This window comes from Pedobacter sp., assembly GCF_035317785.1.
Taxonomy (GTDB): domain Bacteria; phylum Bacteroidota; class Bacteroidia; order Sphingobacteriales; family Sphingobacteriaceae; genus Pedobacter.
In genome coordinates, this window is record NZ_DATHGC010000020.1 from 1 (window position 1) to 15,398 (window position 15,398).

Consider the following 15,398-nt stretch of genomic DNA (forward strand, 5'->3'; position numbering starts at 1 on the left):
ATAAACGGACTGCCGACCGCAGTCTTATCGGGCGATGCTACCGTATGTAACCTGACGGCCTACGATTTTAACAATACCACCAGCGGCCCTACTAAAACAGAGCTGACCGGAACCCAGGAGACCCTCGCTGACACCTATACCTGGACAGTCAGCGGCGGTGATTATGAATTTTCACCAGGATCTGATCTTCATTCGCAGTATCCTCAAATAAATTTTAAAGCATACACCACCTATACCGTAACTGTAGTACACAAAAACAATTGCGGCACCGCTACCGATACACAGCTTATTACTTTTAAGCCCTCACCAATAATCAATGCCGGAACATATGTACCGGTTTGTTACAATGACGTCATCAGCCTGCATGGCCAGATTACCGGAACAGTGGATTCCTATGAATGGGTGGGTGGCGCAGGCACTTTCAGCCCTAACCGAAATGACCTGGATGCCGTTTATACACCATCTGATGATGAGCGCGCCGCAGGCAAGGCAGACTTGACCCTGAGGGCCATGACTCCCCTTGCTGCTCCTTGTAATGTTATAGAAGCATTTGTAACCATTAACATCAAACCAGTCAATACGATTACGAGTGAGGCAGCTAAATCTATATGCAATGGAAAATCAGTAGATTATACCCCTGCGGCAGGTGCAGGAAGCACGTTTAAGTGGACGGTTACCGCTTCAGTAAATGCAGGGGGATTTGTAACACCGGGTTCCGGCACAGTGATCAGCGATGTGCTGACCACAACCAATCCTGCATTGGCCGGATCAGTAACTTATACCATTGTTCCTGTCTTCGACGGATGTGACGGCAATGCATTTGAGCTCACGGTCACCATAAACGCTGATCCGGCAGCCACCGCCTCAGCAGCAAATGCCACCATTTGCAGCGGTTCCCCTGTCGGAATTACCATTGCAACTGCGCAAACAGGCTTAAAATATCTATGGACCAGCACCTCATCTGGTGGTCAGATCACTGGAAATACAAGCAACACTGCCACACCAGAAGATATCACTCAGATCAGCGATGTGCTGATCAATAGCGGAACCGCTGACGGAACAGTAACTTATGTGATCACCCCGGTCAATGAAAACGGTTGTTTCGGGCAGCCGGTAACCGTATCGGTCTCTGTTAAATCCGCGCCGGTAATTACGAACAACAGCATTACAGGCGATCAATCTGTATGTGAAGGCAGGCCTTCAGCAGGACTGACGGGAACTTTACCCAGTGGCGGAGGCGGAGTATATACTTATCAATGGCAATCCAGTCCGGATGGTTCTGCGTGGACAGATATCTCCGGGGCCAATGGAATAAATTATAACCCAGGCATTGTTCAGCTCACTACTCAATACAGACGGCTGGTTATTATTCCTGACTGCGGCGGAACTTTGCAGTATCCCGGCAATACGGTCACTATAACGGTAAATTATAACGCACGCGCCGAGTTTACCTTTGTGTCTGATAAGGGCTGTGTTCCATTTGAAATCGATGCTGCGAATATCGCCGCAACCGCTTATCCCGACAGGAATGACACCTACATCTGGTATGCGGGGACACAGGAGATTGGAAGAGGGATTAATTTTCCGGGCTATACCATCAGCAACGAAGATGAATCGGTGGTGATCAGACTTGTTGTGACGAGCAGTAGGGGTTGCACAGGCGCAGAGATGAGCCATACATTTTCATCGGAGCAAAATATTTCTGCCTCCTTTACCCGGGATAAAACTGAAGGCTGCGGACCTTTGACGGTAAATTTTGTCAACACCTCCAGCTCGCTGATCAATACCACCTTTGCCTGGGATTTTGGCAACGGAACTTCCACTGCAGCAACGCCTCCTCCGATCACCTTCTTGCCAGACCCTACCGGAAAGGACAAAACATATACCATTACCCTTATCGCTACAAGCTCCTGCGGAATATCTACTCCGTTCACTTCAAAAGTGCTGGTACAATCACCAGCAAAATCGATGTTTGCGCCAGACAAAGCAACAGGCTGCTCACCATTGACTGTCAACTTCGTCAATACCTCACCTGTTGCTGCCAACACTACCTATACCTATGAATTTGGCGACGGTAAGGATACCACCGTAAACAACAGAAACCCCATATCGCATGTCTATACGACAACAAATACGAACCGGCCCTACAAGGTAAAAATGACTACAAGCGGACTTTGCGGTACTGATACACTCAGTTATACCATTGTGGTGTCACCAAACACCACTGTGGCTGCGCTAACAGTAAATGGGACCGATAAACGGGGGTGTGCACCTTTTACGGTTCCCTTTTTCAACGCAAGCACAGGCGGGGAAACTTTTGAGTATGATTTTGATGACGGGACTAGTGCCACTACGATCACCTCACCGGAACGGGTGATGCATACTTTCACCAAGCCCGGCATCTACAAGGTGAAACTGACTGCAATAGGATGTTCCAGTGACAGTGATATAGAAACCATTGAGGTTCTCGCCCAGCCGGAAGTGAGCTTCACTTCACAAAGAAACGAAGACTGTACCTGTCTGGATATGAAATTTACCAATACCAGTACAGGCGGTGTCGCTTATCTGTGGGACTTTGGCGATGGTACTTCCTCAGTTGAAGCCAATCCAAGCCACATTTATGCCACAACAGGAGTCTACAACGTGAAGCTGACAGCAACCAATCAGAACGGGTGTAAGGATATAGCAGGCAATGAGGTGACAGTGACAGGTATTCCGGGCACCCTGTTTATGCCCAACTCCTTTATGCCTGAGAGTCCAAATCCGGAACTCCGCTTATTCAGTGCAAAGGGCTTCGGGCTAAAATCCTGGAAGTTCAGCATCTTTAATAAATGGGGTGAAATGATCTGGGAAACCACCAGCCTCAACGATGGAAAACCTGTCGAAGGATGGGACGGAACGTTCAAAGGCACCCAGATGCCACAGGGCATTTACTTCTGGAAGGCTGATGTTCAGTTTCTCAATGGCACCGGATGGCAGGGTATGTCCTACGGCGGGGCACCAAAAAGAACAGGAATCGTTAATTTAATCAGGTAAAGAAATGGTCAAGCTGAGGAGGATATATTTAATATGCGCATTAACGGTAATCTGGAATGCAGGCGTTTTTGCACAGGACCACATCTATTCGCAATTCTTCAATGCGCCGGTCTATTTAAACCCTGCACTTACCGGACAATTTGAAGGAGACATCCGGATGAACCTGATCTACAGAAACCAATGGTCCGGACTGAGCGGAGACCTGTCTTACATCAGCGCTTCGGCAGACCTCAATATCCCCAAATTTGGTGGGGGTGTAGGGCTCCTGTTCACCAGAAGCAGTGAAGGGCAGGCCTATCTCAACAAAAACAATATTGCCGCTACCTATTCTTACAGCGTGGGCGGCGATGATATTGTAGCTTCATTTGGTATTCAGGCAGGCTTTACCAACAGGAGGATCGACTGGAACAAGCTCGTGTTCTCGGACCAGATCGATATGCGCCTGGGCTACATTCCAGGCAGTACATCATCTGCCCAAATACCTGATGTTTCCAGTAAATTCTATTTCGATGCCGGCGGCGGAATAAATATTGTCTACCATGATTTCATGATCGGCACCGCACTTCACCATATCAATAAACCCGATGAATCCTTTACAGGGACACAGGCCAAATTACCGATGCGGCTCGTTGCAAATGCCAGTTACCGCTTGCTGATCAGTGGCGGCTACAATTATAATCAAGACGATGGCGCATACATTATCCCTTCAGTAGTCTATTACAAACAAGCAAGCGCCAGTTCCATAAGCGGCGGCTTTCAATTTAAGTACAGAGGAATCAATACCGGCCTGTGGTACAGAACAAGCGGAGCTGGAAGCCCAGATGCGATTGTTGTATCTCTCATTTTTGACATCTTTACCAACAGGGACAATGGAGAAAAACTCAGGTTAGGGATCAGCCACGATGCCACTACCTCCAAAATAAACTATACCAACACCAATGGAACAACTGAAGCCAGTATTGGCTACGAAAAGTATTTTCCAAACAGCTCAGGTTACAATAAATTCAACGGCTTGAGGTGTTATAATTTCTATTGATCAGACTTTTTTCGCAGTGATGGCATGATAACCTGTCTCCAGTACTTCTTTAAGCTGCTCCATACTGTAACTGTTTACATAGATTCCGATGTAAGGATAATTTTTAAAATGCGCATTAATGAAGCAGCTTTCGGGGTACTTTTCAAGAAATAGTTCCCTGCTCTGAAAATCTGTCCGTACCGCCAACCATTCCCCGCCTTCGTGGAGTCTGCATAGTAAATTCTTTTTGATTTTAATAGAAGGGGTATCGTAATGAGAGAGACTATCTGAAGCATCGGGAAACTGAAGCGCTATGGCTCTGACAGGCTCAAAATCAGCAGGATTAAAATTGATTTGTTTCATGGTATCAGCAAATTAGCATAAATTTTGAAAAACTTATTCAAAATAATTTGGTGGTTTGGAAATTTCATGATACATTAGTGTATTAATTACCTAATACACTATATCATGATAAAGATTAACGATCTGAATTTTGGATACAGCAAACAAAAACTGCTCTTCAAAAATCTGAGTATGCAGCTCAAGGCAGGCCATATTTACGGCTTACTGGGCAAGAATGGCGCTGGAAAATCCACTTTGCTGAAAAATATTGCTGGCCTTGTCTATGCCACCAGCGGGAAAATTGATGTCATGGGGCACGATCCTGCCAGGCGTCAGCCGAGTTTGCTGAAACAGATCTGTTTCATCCCAGAAGAATTTTACCTGCCCTCAGTAAAGATCGATGCCTATGTAAAAGCCAATGCCGCTTTTTATCCAAACTTCGATCATAACTATTTTAGCGGCCTGCTGAGCGAGTTCGACATTCCGGTTGACCAAAAACTGATTGACATGAGCTACGGACAAAAGAAAAAACTGATCATTGCTTTCGGTCTTGCCACTCAAGCACAGTTGATCATCATGGATGAACCCACCAACGGGCTCGACATCCCGTCCAAAACGCAGTTCCGTAAAATTATGGCGGCCGCGCTTACAGAAGACAGGTGCATCATCATCTCTACACACCAGGTGAGGGACTTAGACAACCTGATCGATACGGTGATTATGCTGGATGAAAGCAATATCGTTTTAAAAGCATCGGTAGAAGAAATCACACAAAAATTATGCTTCAAGCGTATCAAAGAACTGAACGACACGGTGATCTATTCTGAACCATCCTTGCTGGGTTATAGTGCATTGATGCCAAATTATCATGATGAAGAGAGCAAACTTGATATGGAGTTATTGTTTAACGCAGTACTCGCAGAAAAAACAAAAATAAAAGCCGCTTTTAACTAAATCCCAAGCAACATGAACAATACATTTAACATACAGCGTTTTGGCCTTTTGCTTAAAAGAAAATGGCTGGAATTTGGAAAGATCTACCTGATTACACTGGCAGTGGCCTTTGGAGTAATATTAATCTCCTATATAACCGCATTCTGGCCTTTAATGAACGACCTCAGAGGCATTTCTGATCGCATTTTAATCTTCAGGGAATTTTTGTTCCTTGGTTTTGGTTTTCTCTTTATCACGGCAGTTGCCAGCACCTATTTTTCACATTTAGGGCAGAAACCAAAGACCATTATCGATCTGCTGATCCCGGCTTCTACATTTGAGAAGTTTACAGCGGGCATTTTTTTTACGGCAATACTTACCACCGTAAGTTTTGTGGTGATTTTCTGGCTGACAGACCTGGCTTTTGTAGCTAAGCTCCGCAGTATCTATAGCAATGTAAGCAAGTCAACTTCGTATACAGATGCAAACGGCGCTGTCACCGTAATAAAAGACAATGCCGCATATTTCTTTGTTCGTAATAAACCCAACCTGTTCCTGCCATTATACGTTGCCCCATTTTTTGTAACCAGCATATTTCTATTGGGCTCTATTTATTTTAATAAGTTCCATTACATTAAAACCGTCCTTTCTGTAATGGTATTTACCGGTTTATGGACATTCATTGTTGTTCAGGCCGGGCAATACCTTACCGATGGCAGGCATGCCGTGGAAGACCCGGGTCGAATCATACATGATCCCGGGAAAAACAATATAGAGTGGCTGCTTACACTGCTGCTCGTTGTCCTTACGCTGGTATTCTGGACAATTACCTACATCCGTCTTAAAGAAAAAGAGGTTTAATTTTTAATTGGTATAGAGATATGGAATTTACAGATAATAAGGCAATATACCTTCAGATTGTAGAATACGTCTGCGAGCGCATTTTATTGGGAAAATGGAAGATTGACGAAAAAGTGCCTTCAGTAAGAGAGATGGCAGTAGACCTTGAGGTCAATCCCAATACAGTGATGCGCACCTACGAATTGCTGCAGAATAAAAACATCATTAACAATAAAAGGGGCATTGGGTTTTTCCTGGCAGAAGATGCTGTGGCCAATGTCAGGAACTACCGCAAAAGCCAGTTTATGAACGATGAACTGCCCGCTTTTTTCAGAAACCTCTATTTGTTAAACATAGGTTTTGACGAATTGCAGACCCGGTATAACACATTTGTTAAAGAAACCTTTAATCCTTAGAAAATGAAAACAAGTAATAAATTATTAATTGCCTTTGCTTCAGCGCTCATCCTCATTCCTGTTTTAGGGATAGCCATTATTTCAAGGGTATACTACGAAAAAGGGGACAGTACATCTCACGGAAATACCGAAATGGACACTTTTGGCGCGATCCCTAAAAATATGTCGGCCATAGCAGTCAACAGCCCTTTTCAGTCCGTCAGTATTGATGGGGGAAACCAATTATATCTGGCCATCAAACTGGTAGAAGATGAAAACGCAGGAGTTAAATATGCTGATAATATCAAAGGGCTGATCTCCGCAAAAGTTGACGGCAACGGACAGTTACAGATCGTATTGAAAAAATCGGACACACAGCCGGAGAACTATGCAAGGATCTGGATCTACGGTCCTCATATCAAACAGCTCAGCGTAGCTAATGGACGGGGAATAAACCTGAATGCGAAATTGGATTCGCTGCAGCTGGATCTAAGCAGTACAAGCTCCGCACACTTTGATCCGGAGACCCAAATCGGTTGGTTAAGTGTCCGTACAAAAGATGTCAGGGAAATTAGTTTCAGAGAAACCAACACCAAATCTGTGAGCCTGGACCTCATTGGAACTAACGTAAAAAGCGAGATGAGCTCATTTGAAAATCTTTCCATTAGTGCTGCTGGAAATGCGGAGATAGAACTGAACGGCGGATATGGGGAGACCACAGATAAAGCCATCAAACACCTGACGCTGAACACACTTGGGAAAGCCAAGGTTAAAATCTTTAACATGCAGATTGACCAGTGCTCAGGCCGGTTTTCTGATTCCACGCAAGTCGAAATGCCTGCGGTGAACATCAACCAGATGTACAATTCAAAAAAATAGCACCATAAAATAATTCTTCCCGGATGCCACCTTAAATTAAACAATAAGGTGGCATCTGTTTTTTTAAACATAACTGGCTTTTGGTTGTTGCTCTATTATCTTGAATATAAGTTCATTCTAACCAATTTCCCCCATGAACGAAGAAGCAGAAAATCCTGAGCTCACAGCAGATGAAAAGAAATTGTTTGAGGACCTGATGCCTGAAGACCTCAATGAGATCATGGATACCGGTTTTAACCGGAGACATTTCCTTAAACTGATGAGCATCGCAGGAACAGCAGCACTGGCTACACACCTGCTGGGTACAGAGCAACTCCTGGCCCGCCCATTTGTAGAATCCCCTTTAGATAAAATGTCAGCCCGGCCAGTAGAAAATGGGGTAAAAGTAGCCTTTAAGGTAAACGGTTCAAAAAAGAGCCTGCTTGTCGATTCGAGGATGACCCTTCTGGACACACTTCGGGAAAGGATGGAACTGACCGGATCTAAGAAAGGATGTGACCATGGACAGTGCGGTGCGTGTACGGTACTCGTAGATGGAAGGCGTGTTTTGTCTTGCCTGACCCTGGCTGCAACTTGTGAAGGGCAGTCCGTTACCACCATCGAAGGCATTGCCAATGGTAACAATCTTCATCCTATCCAGACTTCATTCATTAAACACGATGGTTTCCAGTGCGGCTACTGTACCTCCGGACAGATCTGCTCGGCGGTAGCTCTGCTTAGTGAAGCCAAAAATGGCGAGGCGAGTTACATTACAGGCGATGTGAGGAAGCGCCCGGCACAGCTTCAGCTCTCTGACGCCGAGATCAGGGAAAGGATGTCTGGAAATATCTGCCGTTGCGGGGCCTATCCCAATATTGTAGCTGCCATACGCGAAGTTCAGACAGGTAAAGCCATTGAGCAGAACTGGGACTTTGCGGGTTAATGATCCGTTAATCATATTTTAAAAAAAACCATGAGACCATTTAAATATACCCGAGCCAGTACAATACCAGCTGCCATAAAACTGGCAGGAGCTAATTCTAACGCAAAGTTTCTGGCAGGCGGGACAAACATCGTCGACCTGATGAAAGAGGATGTGGAACAGCCAGACGAACTGGTTGATATCACCCGGCTGAAACTGACGCAGATCAAAGAAATCCCCGAAGGCATTCATAAGGGCGGAGTATCAATAGGAGGACTTGGCAAAAATACGGAGACTGCAAACCATGAACTCATCCGGATGCAATACCCGCTGCTGACCCAGGCCATCCTGGCCGGAGCATCCGCCCAGATCAGAAATATGGCCACCAATGGCGGAAACCTGTTACAAAGAACACGCTGTCCTTACTTTTACGATGTGGCCATGCCCTGCAATAAACGCAAGCCGGGATCAGGCTGCGGAGCAATGGCAGGCATCAACCGCATGCATGCCATTTTTGGATGGTCAGAAAAATGCATTGCAGTCTTTCCATCGGATATGTCTGTAGCCCTGGCGGCCCTCGAGGCGGTGGTTAAAGTTCAGGACCATAAGGGACAAGAGCGCAGTATCGCTTTCGCGGATTTCCACCGCTTGCCTGGTGATATTCCGGAGAAAGACAATAACCTGGCTCATGCTGAACTCATTACGGCCATTGAGCTGCCCAAAAACAACTTTGCGAACAATTCCTATTACCTCAAAGTCCGGGACCGTGCCTCTTATGCTTTTGCACTCGTATCAGTAGCCGCAGGTCTGGAATTGGACGGCAATAAAATCACTAAAGCCAGAATTGCCATGGGCGGTGTGGCGCATAAACCATGGCGGGCACTCAAAGCAGAGCAAATGCTGGTTGGAAAAGAGGCCAGTGAAGCCAACTTCAAGGCAGCAGCCGAAACTGAAATGGACACGGCAAAACCACTGGAATACAATAAATTTAAGATTGAACTCGGCAGCCGGGCCATAGCTCGGGCACTGTATATGGCAGCAAATCAAAATGGAAACAAGTAAAGTAACCGGAACACCGGTCGACCGTATTGACGGCCTTTTAAAAGTAACCGGAAAGGCCACCTATGCCACAGATTATCCGGTCGACAATATGGCCTATGCCTTTCTGTTCAAAAGCACGATCGCAGCCGGGAGGATAACCCGAATAGATTCCAGCGAAGCTGAAAAAGCACCAGGGGTATTATCGGTCATTACGCACCTGAATGCGCCAAGACTCAACCTGAATGGTGGAATCAGGGGTGGGGCTTTACTGCAAGGCCCTGAAATAGAGTTTTATGGTCAGCACATCGGACTGGTTGTAGCAGAGACCTTTGAACAGGCTCGCCATGCATCCCGATTGGTAAAAATTGAGTACCAGCCGGGCCCTTCCAAAATAGACTTTGATCAACTGCACAAAGAAGCTGTACCATCCAAGGAGAAAGACAAAGCAGATTTAAAAAGGGGAGACGTAGATGTTGCTTTTAGCAATGCAGAGTTTAAGATAGACGAGACCTATGAAACCCCCATTGAGCACCACCACCCAATGGAGCCGCACTCCACCATCGCCGCCTGGGAAGGTGACCGGGTTACGCTTTATAACGGCTCCCAAATTGTCAATGGTGCCCAGTCAGCAGCAGCGGCAACGCTGAACATCAAACCTGAAAAAGTACGCATTGTGTCCCCGCATATCGGGGGCGGTTTCGGCTCAAAAGGAGGTCAGTGGGCCAATTTGGTGCTGGCAGCAGTTGCCGCTAAGATGGCAGGACGGCCCGTTCATCTGGCCCTCAGCAGACAGCAGATGTTCAATTCCGTGGGGCTCCGTCAGCGCAACATGCAAAGAGTACGGCTTGCGGCAGACAAAGACGGCAAGCTGCTGGCCCTTGCGCATGAAACCACCACTCACACCGCAATAAACAGTGAATACATAGAGCCCTGCGGGGATTGTTCGAAAATAATGTACGAGGTTCCCAACTCACTGATCAGCTATCGGGTAGTCCCCATGAACATCATTATACCTACTTATACCCGTGGTCCGGGCAAATCTACCGGCAGTTTCGCACTGGAATCGGCTATTGACGAGCTGGCCTATAAGCTTAAAATGGACCCCATTGCTTTCCGGTTAAAAAATGAACCCGCCAAAGATCCTTCAAACGGGAAACCATGGTCGTCACGCAAAGTGGTGGAATGTCTGAAAGAAGGCGCCAAAGCATTTGGCTGGGAAAAAAGAAGTGCAGAGCCAGGCCAACAGCAGCAGGGAGATTACCTGATTGCCTACGGCGTAGCCTGCGGAACATATCCGGCACGTCAGCGGGAGAGTTCTGCGATCATTAAACTGACCAGGAATGGAAGCAAAATAAACGCAAGTGTTGAACTCGCTGCATCAGACCTGGGCACAGGAACACATACCATAGTGGCACAGACAGCGGCGGACGGACTAGGCCTGGCCATCAACCAGATACATGTTTTGATCGGGGATTCAGATTTACCACCTGCCGCAGGATCTGTAGGGTCTGTGGGCGCGGCCAGTTTCGCCAATGCGGTGTATGAGGCCTGTATAAAGATCACCGACGAATTGATCGCCAAATCCGGCAAGCAGTTTTTTGTGCGGCCCACTGCGGCGCAAATGATGGTGTCAGAAGATATGAGCACTTTCCAAACCCGAATGGATGCGAAACCACCAGAAGGAACAGATGCCTATTCCGTACATAGCTTTAATGCCAACTTCGCTGAAGTATGGGTGAGCCGTTCTACCGGAATGGCAACTGTCAAACGATTTCTTGCGGTGACCGGAGCAGGTAAGATCCTGAACCCTAAAACAGCACGGTCACAGATCATCGGCGGAAACGTTTGGGGGATAGGCATGGCGCTTACAGAGGAATCGGTCATTGATCCTCGCTGGGGTAATTTTATCACCCGTTCATTTGCAGATTATCATGTGCCTGCAAATCTTGATATTGGCAATATGGAGACATTGTTTATCCGCGAAGAAGATTTGATTCCCAATAAAATGGGGGTAAAGGGTATCGGCGAAGTCGGCATTGTAAGTGTTGCGGCAGCTGTTGCCAATGCGATATTTAATGCCACAGGAAAGCGCATCAGGCACTTGCCCATCACTCCTGATAAATTGCTTTAATTTGCATTTACTTTTCCGTGATCGCTTTATAAACTGTCGTTTTCATTTGATAATTTCTGTCAAACAATAGCGGGTAATTGGTTCTTCCCCTGACCGGGTAATTATTCAGCCATGAAGCGCCGTCAGTCAAACCCCAAAATGTAATTCTGCTGACCATATTCCGGTATTTAACCGCCAGATTAAATATCGACTGATATCGTTTCGCTAGTGCCCGCGCAACACTGTCAGGCAAGCCGTCTTTATAAGGATCATATTTGCTTTCGTAGCCGGCGCTGGCAGAGACCTCGGCAGTAATTTCTTTTCCGGCTCTTGGCAATACATCAATATCCAGTTCCGTGAAATTGACACCTGCACCCAAAACTTTAAAATCTGTGAGCATCTTTTCTATACTGCTGATCTCGGGCTTATCTAGATGATAATGCCCCTGCTCACCAACCGCTTTGATGTTGATGTGCTTTGCCTGCAGTCTTTTGACCAGCATTAAAACACCGGCTCTCTTTGCAGAATTATACAGGTTATAATCATTGTAATAAAGCTCACACCCCGGATCTGCTTTCTGCGCAAATTCAAAAGCCTTTTCAATATAATCTTCACCGATGATCGTTTTCCATTTTGTATTTCTAAAAGAGCCATCGTCGTTAAATGCCTCATTGACCACATCCCATCCTTTGATCTTTCCTTTATACCGGCCTACCACTGTCTCAATATGTTCCTGCATCCTTTTGAGTAAGGCATCTCTGCCAATTTGCTGGCCCTGGTCATCCTTAAAAATCCATTCGGGACTCTGGCTGTGCCAGATCAGCGTGTGTCCGATCACGGTCATGCCGTTTCGAATACCAAAATCTACGTACTGGTCTGCATATTTAAACTGATATACTCCGGCTTTTGGATGAAGTGCGCCCCATTTCAGGTCATTTTCCGGACTGATGGAGTTGAACTGCTCAACAATCAGTTTTTGCGCTTTCACATCACTGCCGTCTGTATGATTTCTTCTGATTGCCGCACCTATGAGGAAATCTTTTTTGAAATGATCTTTGATCGGAACAGGCTTTTTTTGACTAAAGCCAGGGCCAGTCAAAAAGATGAGCAGCAGGACTAAAGAAAACCGGGATATTGAAAAGCAATTCATAGGCGATGAGACAATGATTTATGGTTACTAAGATAGCAAAACGGCAGAATTCATCTGCCGTTTTTAATCACCCTCACCTAATCACCCGCCAATTAATTATACTTTTTCCGGTGCAGGTTTTTGCCTGTCACCTTTTTTACCATGTTTTTTGAAAGACTCGGCCCTTTTAGCTTTTATCTCTTCATAGGTTTTGCGCTGACCTTCATTTAAAACGCTGCTGATCTGGCTGTCCCTTTCTTCCATAGATGCTTTCATCGCAGCTCTATCAGGCTTCTGACCTTTTACATGCTTGTCTTTGGCCTTTTTAATGCCATCCAGGTTGATCGCATATATTTTTGTTTTTTGCTCAGCTGTAAGCGAAAGTTTTTTGTCCAGTCCATCTGTAAAAAGCTGTGCCCTTTCTTCCGGTGTCTTACGTGCTCTTTTAGTACTGTCTTGCTGTGCAAATGCCATAGTACCCATACTGATGAATAATATAGCGGTAAAAATCAATTTTCTCATGTTCGTTTCTTTATGTTGTTTGGTTAATAGAGCTTGTATCCGGTAAATGGTTTAATCATAGGATTGTTAAGAAATGTTAAAAAGAAACCGTTGTACTGGTATAAAGGATTTTAAAGTTTTCTTACAAAATCATAGGCTATACTTTTTCCGCCCCCCGATATGGTTGCCTTCAATTTTTTGTCCTGAAGTCTGTAAGCAATCTTTTTAGGGAAATCATTTAGCGGGTTTTCACAAATAAAAGAATCATTAGTAATCTCTGTGAACTTGAAAAGAACAGGAGCGGGGTTCCCCTCTACGTCTGCCACATAATAGATGTACCCGTCTTTGATCACTAATTCCAGTTTTTCAAGAAAGAGCGTGTCAGTCCCTTTCATCGTAAGTCCTGTACCAGTTAGTTTTTCAGGAGATACAATGGCCCAGGTTTCGATCCCCGTTTGCCCCGGTTTGGAGTTTATACGCTCCCAGCGGCCTTGAAGCCATTCCAGCTTTTTGAAGTCCTTCTGGATTTTTTCCTGGCCGCTGGCCACATCAGTCACCAGTAATAATAGAAGGGCGGGCAATAGTTTTTGAATCTTCATGAGTTTGATCGGATGGATTTGCAGTATATAAACTTAACGCTATTTTCCGTAAAAATCCCTTATAATTCACTGAGAAATGCCAGTGAAATCCCAGTGTTGCGATATCCTTGCCGTATCATTACGATATAGCTGCGAGATGGTTGCCGTATCCGCAGATATCGCAACCATAACGGTGGGATATTGCAAGGATAAGCCAACTCGCCGATTACTCCGGGATTACTCCGGGATTACCTGCTGATTTGTAAAGGAGAAGATTTTCGCAGGCAGCAATTTTTATGTAAATTTATAGCTGACCAAACGCCTGGCCTGCCTTCAAAAGCAGGTCAGGCTAACCATACCATGAACTGTAATCCATATCTGTTTTCTTTAAAGAAGCTTTTCTTGCTGACAGTGTTGCTGTCTGGAGGCCTGCTTACAAAGACGGCGGCGCAACAGTCTGCACCAAGCAGTAAGATCAGTTTCAATCACCTTACCGTGGAGAACGGATTGTCTCAAAGCAGCGTATTGTCGATCGCGCAGGACAGCATAGGGTTTATGTGGTTTGGTACAAAAGATGGCCTGAATAAGTTCAACAGCCAGACTTTTGAGGTCTACAAGCACGATGAGCGCAATCCGGCATCGCTGAGCAGCAGCAGGAACATCAATACTTTGCTGACCGACAAGAAAGGAAATTTATGGATAGGGACACAGAACGGACTGAACCTTTACCTGCCGGAAAGCAATTCGTTCCGGCACTTTGTAAACGACCCCAATGACCAGGGGAGCATCAGCAACAACATCATTCGTCACCTCTTTCAGGACAGGCAGGGTAATATCTGGGCAGGCACGGAGAACGGGCTTAATAAACTGCTAAAGAATAATAAATTTCAACGCTTTTATAGCAACCCGTTAAAAGACAAGGGAATCGCACACAACCTGGTCAAGGCCATACATCAGGACCATAACAATGTACTCTGGATTGGCACCGTGGACGGGCTGACCAGCATGACACCCCAAAAAGGGAAGTATATTTTTAATTCCTACTTTCATGATGCGGGAAACTCTGCAAGCCTGGCAGACAATGACATCAATACTATTTTTGAAGATTCACAGCACAATATCTGGATCGGGACCCATAATTTTGGAATGGAGCTGCTGGACAGAAAGACCGGCAATTTTCGGCACTATGTGGCAAAGAAAGGACAGTCCAACGCCCTGCTGAGCAATGTGATCCGTAAGATAAAAATGGACAGCTCGGGCAAGCTCTGGATCTCCACACTCAATGGGGTCAGCATATTTGATGTCGCCAGTCAGAAATTTACCAACGTGTCGCACAATCCGGATGACCTGTCCAGCCTGAACCAGAATTCTGTGTACGATATCCTGCATGATGCCGCGGGCTCTATGTGGCTCGGTACTTATTATGGAGGAGTGAATGTATACCATGCCAATTCCACGCCCTTCAGGACATACAAGGCAAACCCTGGAAAGAACGGCATCAGCAGCAATGTGATCAGTGCTATCGTGGAAGATAAGGCCCATAACTTGTGGATTGGTACGGAGGCCGAGGGCCTGAATTATTATAACAGAATGACGGGATTATTTACCAGTTTCAAAAGTGACGGGGAAAGCAATAAGTCCTTGAGTTCTAACCTGGTCAAGGCCGTTTCCATTGACCGCAAAGGCTGGGTTTGGGTG

Annotated in this window: 14 protein-coding genes; 10 read left to right on the forward strand and 4 right to left on the reverse strand. The window is 45.8% G+C overall.

Translation table 11 applies throughout. The annotated features are described in order from the left end of the window. Positions 1–3,036 (forward strand): PKD domain-containing protein (locus VK541_RS01755; protein ID WP_324366310.1); only part of this gene is annotated, 3,036 nt, incomplete at its 5' end. Positions 3,037–3,040: 4 nt separating this feature from the next. Then, a complete protein-coding gene (locus VK541_RS01760) occupies positions 3,041–4,072 on the forward strand; it encodes a PorP/SprF family type IX secretion system membrane protein (protein WP_324366312.1) in 1,032 nt (343 codons plus the stop codon). On the opposite strand, the gene VK541_RS01765 is transcribed toward VK541_RS01760, so the two are convergent. Continuing rightward, entirely contained in the window at positions 4,073–4,414 is a 342-nt protein-coding gene (locus VK541_RS01765; protein WP_324366314.1) for a hypothetical protein, read from the reverse strand. It abuts the gene before it with no gap. 105 nt (positions 4,415–4,519) lie between these two features. On the opposite strand from VK541_RS01765, the gene VK541_RS01770 reads away from it, so the two are divergent. The 7 genes from VK541_RS01770 (at position 4,520) to VK541_RS01800 (ending at position 11,513) form a co-directional block, all read left to right on the forward strand. After that, the gene (locus VK541_RS01770) at positions 4,520–5,347 is read left to right on the forward strand and encodes an ABC transporter ATP-binding protein (protein ID WP_324366316.1); all 828 of its coding nucleotides are present in this window, start codon (positions 4,520–4,522) and stop codon (positions 5,345–5,347) included. 12 nt (positions 5,348–5,359) lie between these two features. Further along, positions 5,360–6,187, forward strand: a complete 828-nt coding sequence (locus VK541_RS01775) for a hypothetical protein (protein WP_324366318.1) — start codon at positions 5,360–5,362, stop codon at positions 6,185–6,187. Between the two features lie 20 nt (positions 6,188–6,207). Continuing rightward, positions 6,208–6,582, forward strand: a complete 375-nt coding sequence (locus VK541_RS01780) for a GntR family transcriptional regulator (RefSeq protein WP_324366320.1) — start codon at positions 6,208–6,210, stop codon at positions 6,580–6,582. Between the two features lie 3 nt (positions 6,583–6,585). Continuing rightward, positions 6,586–7,440, forward strand: coding sequence for a GIN domain-containing protein (locus VK541_RS01785; RefSeq protein WP_324366323.1), 855 nt, complete (start codon positions 6,586–6,588; stop codon positions 7,438–7,440). A gap of 133 nt (positions 7,441–7,573) precedes the next feature. Beyond that, on the forward strand, positions 7,574–8,362 hold the full coding sequence (locus tag VK541_RS01790; protein ID WP_324366325.1) for a 2Fe-2S iron-sulfur cluster-binding protein: 789 nt from the start codon (positions 7,574–7,576) through the stop codon (positions 8,360–8,362). 30 nt (positions 8,363–8,392) lie between these two features. Then, complete coding sequence (locus tag VK541_RS01795) at positions 8,393–9,403, forward strand: xanthine dehydrogenase family protein subunit M (RefSeq protein WP_324366327.1); 1,011 nt, start codon at positions 8,393–8,395, stop codon at positions 9,401–9,403. Next, entirely contained in the window at positions 9,390–11,513 is a 2,124-nt protein-coding gene (locus VK541_RS01800; protein ID WP_324366329.1) for a xanthine dehydrogenase family protein molybdopterin-binding subunit, read from the forward strand. The genes VK541_RS01795 and VK541_RS01800 overlap by 14 nt, the downstream gene beginning before the upstream one ends. Positions 11,514–11,520: 7 nt before the next feature. On the opposite strand, the gene VK541_RS01805 is transcribed toward VK541_RS01800, so the two are convergent. From VK541_RS01805 to VK541_RS01815, 3 genes are all read right to left on the reverse strand, one after another. Next, complete coding sequence (locus tag VK541_RS01805) at positions 11,521–12,642, reverse strand: endo-1,4-beta-xylanase (protein WP_324366331.1); 1,122 nt, start codon at positions 12,640–12,642, stop codon at positions 11,521–11,523. A 96-nt stretch (positions 12,643–12,738) separates the two neighbouring features. After that, positions 12,739–13,143, reverse strand: a complete 405-nt coding sequence (locus VK541_RS01810) for a hypothetical protein (protein ID WP_324366333.1) — start codon at positions 13,141–13,143, stop codon at positions 12,739–12,741. A gap of 110 nt (positions 13,144–13,253) precedes the next feature. Next, the gene (locus tag VK541_RS01815) at positions 13,254–13,721 is read right to left on the reverse strand and encodes a DUF6265 family protein (RefSeq protein WP_324366335.1); all 468 of its coding nucleotides are present in this window, start codon (positions 13,719–13,721) and stop codon (positions 13,254–13,256) included. A 339-nt stretch (positions 13,722–14,060) separates the two neighbouring features. Here VK541_RS01815 and VK541_RS01820 point away from each other — a divergent pair. Further along, a partial coding sequence (locus tag VK541_RS01820) for a ligand-binding sensor domain-containing protein (protein ID WP_324366338.1) occupies positions 14,061–15,398 on the forward strand: 1,338 nt, incomplete at its 3' end.

What these genes read in the sequence shown, in the direction of transcription:
- VK541_RS01770 (WP_324366316.1), top strand. Translation starts at nt 4,520, where the DNA reads ATGATAAAGATTAACGATCTGAATTTTGGATACAGCAAACAAAAACTG.
- VK541_RS01810 (WP_324366333.1), bottom strand. Translation starts at nt 13,143, where the DNA reads ATGAGAAAATTGATTTTTACCGCTATATTATTCATCAGTATGGGTACT.
- VK541_RS01795 (WP_324366327.1), top strand. Translation starts at nt 8,393, where the DNA reads ATGAGACCATTTAAATATACCCGAGCCAGTACAATACCAGCTGCCATA.
- VK541_RS01780 (WP_324366320.1), top strand. Translation starts at nt 6,208, where the DNA reads ATGGAATTTACAGATAATAAGGCAATATACCTTCAGATTGTAGAATAC.
- VK541_RS01800 (WP_324366329.1), top strand. Translation starts at nt 9,390, where the DNA reads ATGGAAACAAGTAAAGTAACCGGAACACCGGTCGACCGTATTGACGGC.
- VK541_RS01785 (WP_324366323.1), top strand. Translation starts at nt 6,586, where the DNA reads ATGAAAACAAGTAATAAATTATTAATTGCCTTTGCTTCAGCGCTCATC.
- VK541_RS01805 (WP_324366331.1), bottom strand. Translation starts at nt 12,642, where the DNA reads ATGAATTGCTTTTCAATATCCCGGTTTTCTTTAGTCCTGCTGCTCATC.
- VK541_RS01790 (WP_324366325.1), top strand. Translation starts at nt 7,574, where the DNA reads ATGAACGAAGAAGCAGAAAATCCTGAGCTCACAGCAGATGAAAAGAAA.
- VK541_RS01815 (WP_324366335.1), bottom strand. Translation starts at nt 13,721, where the DNA reads ATGAAGATTCAAAAACTATTGCCCGCCCTTCTATTATTACTGGTGACT.
- VK541_RS01775 (WP_324366318.1), top strand. Translation starts at nt 5,360, where the DNA reads ATGAACAATACATTTAACATACAGCGTTTTGGCCTTTTGCTTAAAAGA.
- VK541_RS01760 (WP_324366312.1), top strand. Translation starts at nt 3,041, where the DNA reads ATGGTCAAGCTGAGGAGGATATATTTAATATGCGCATTAACGGTAATC.
- VK541_RS01765 (WP_324366314.1), bottom strand. Translation starts at nt 4,414, where the DNA reads ATGAAACAAATCAATTTTAATCCTGCTGATTTTGAGCCTGTCAGAGCC.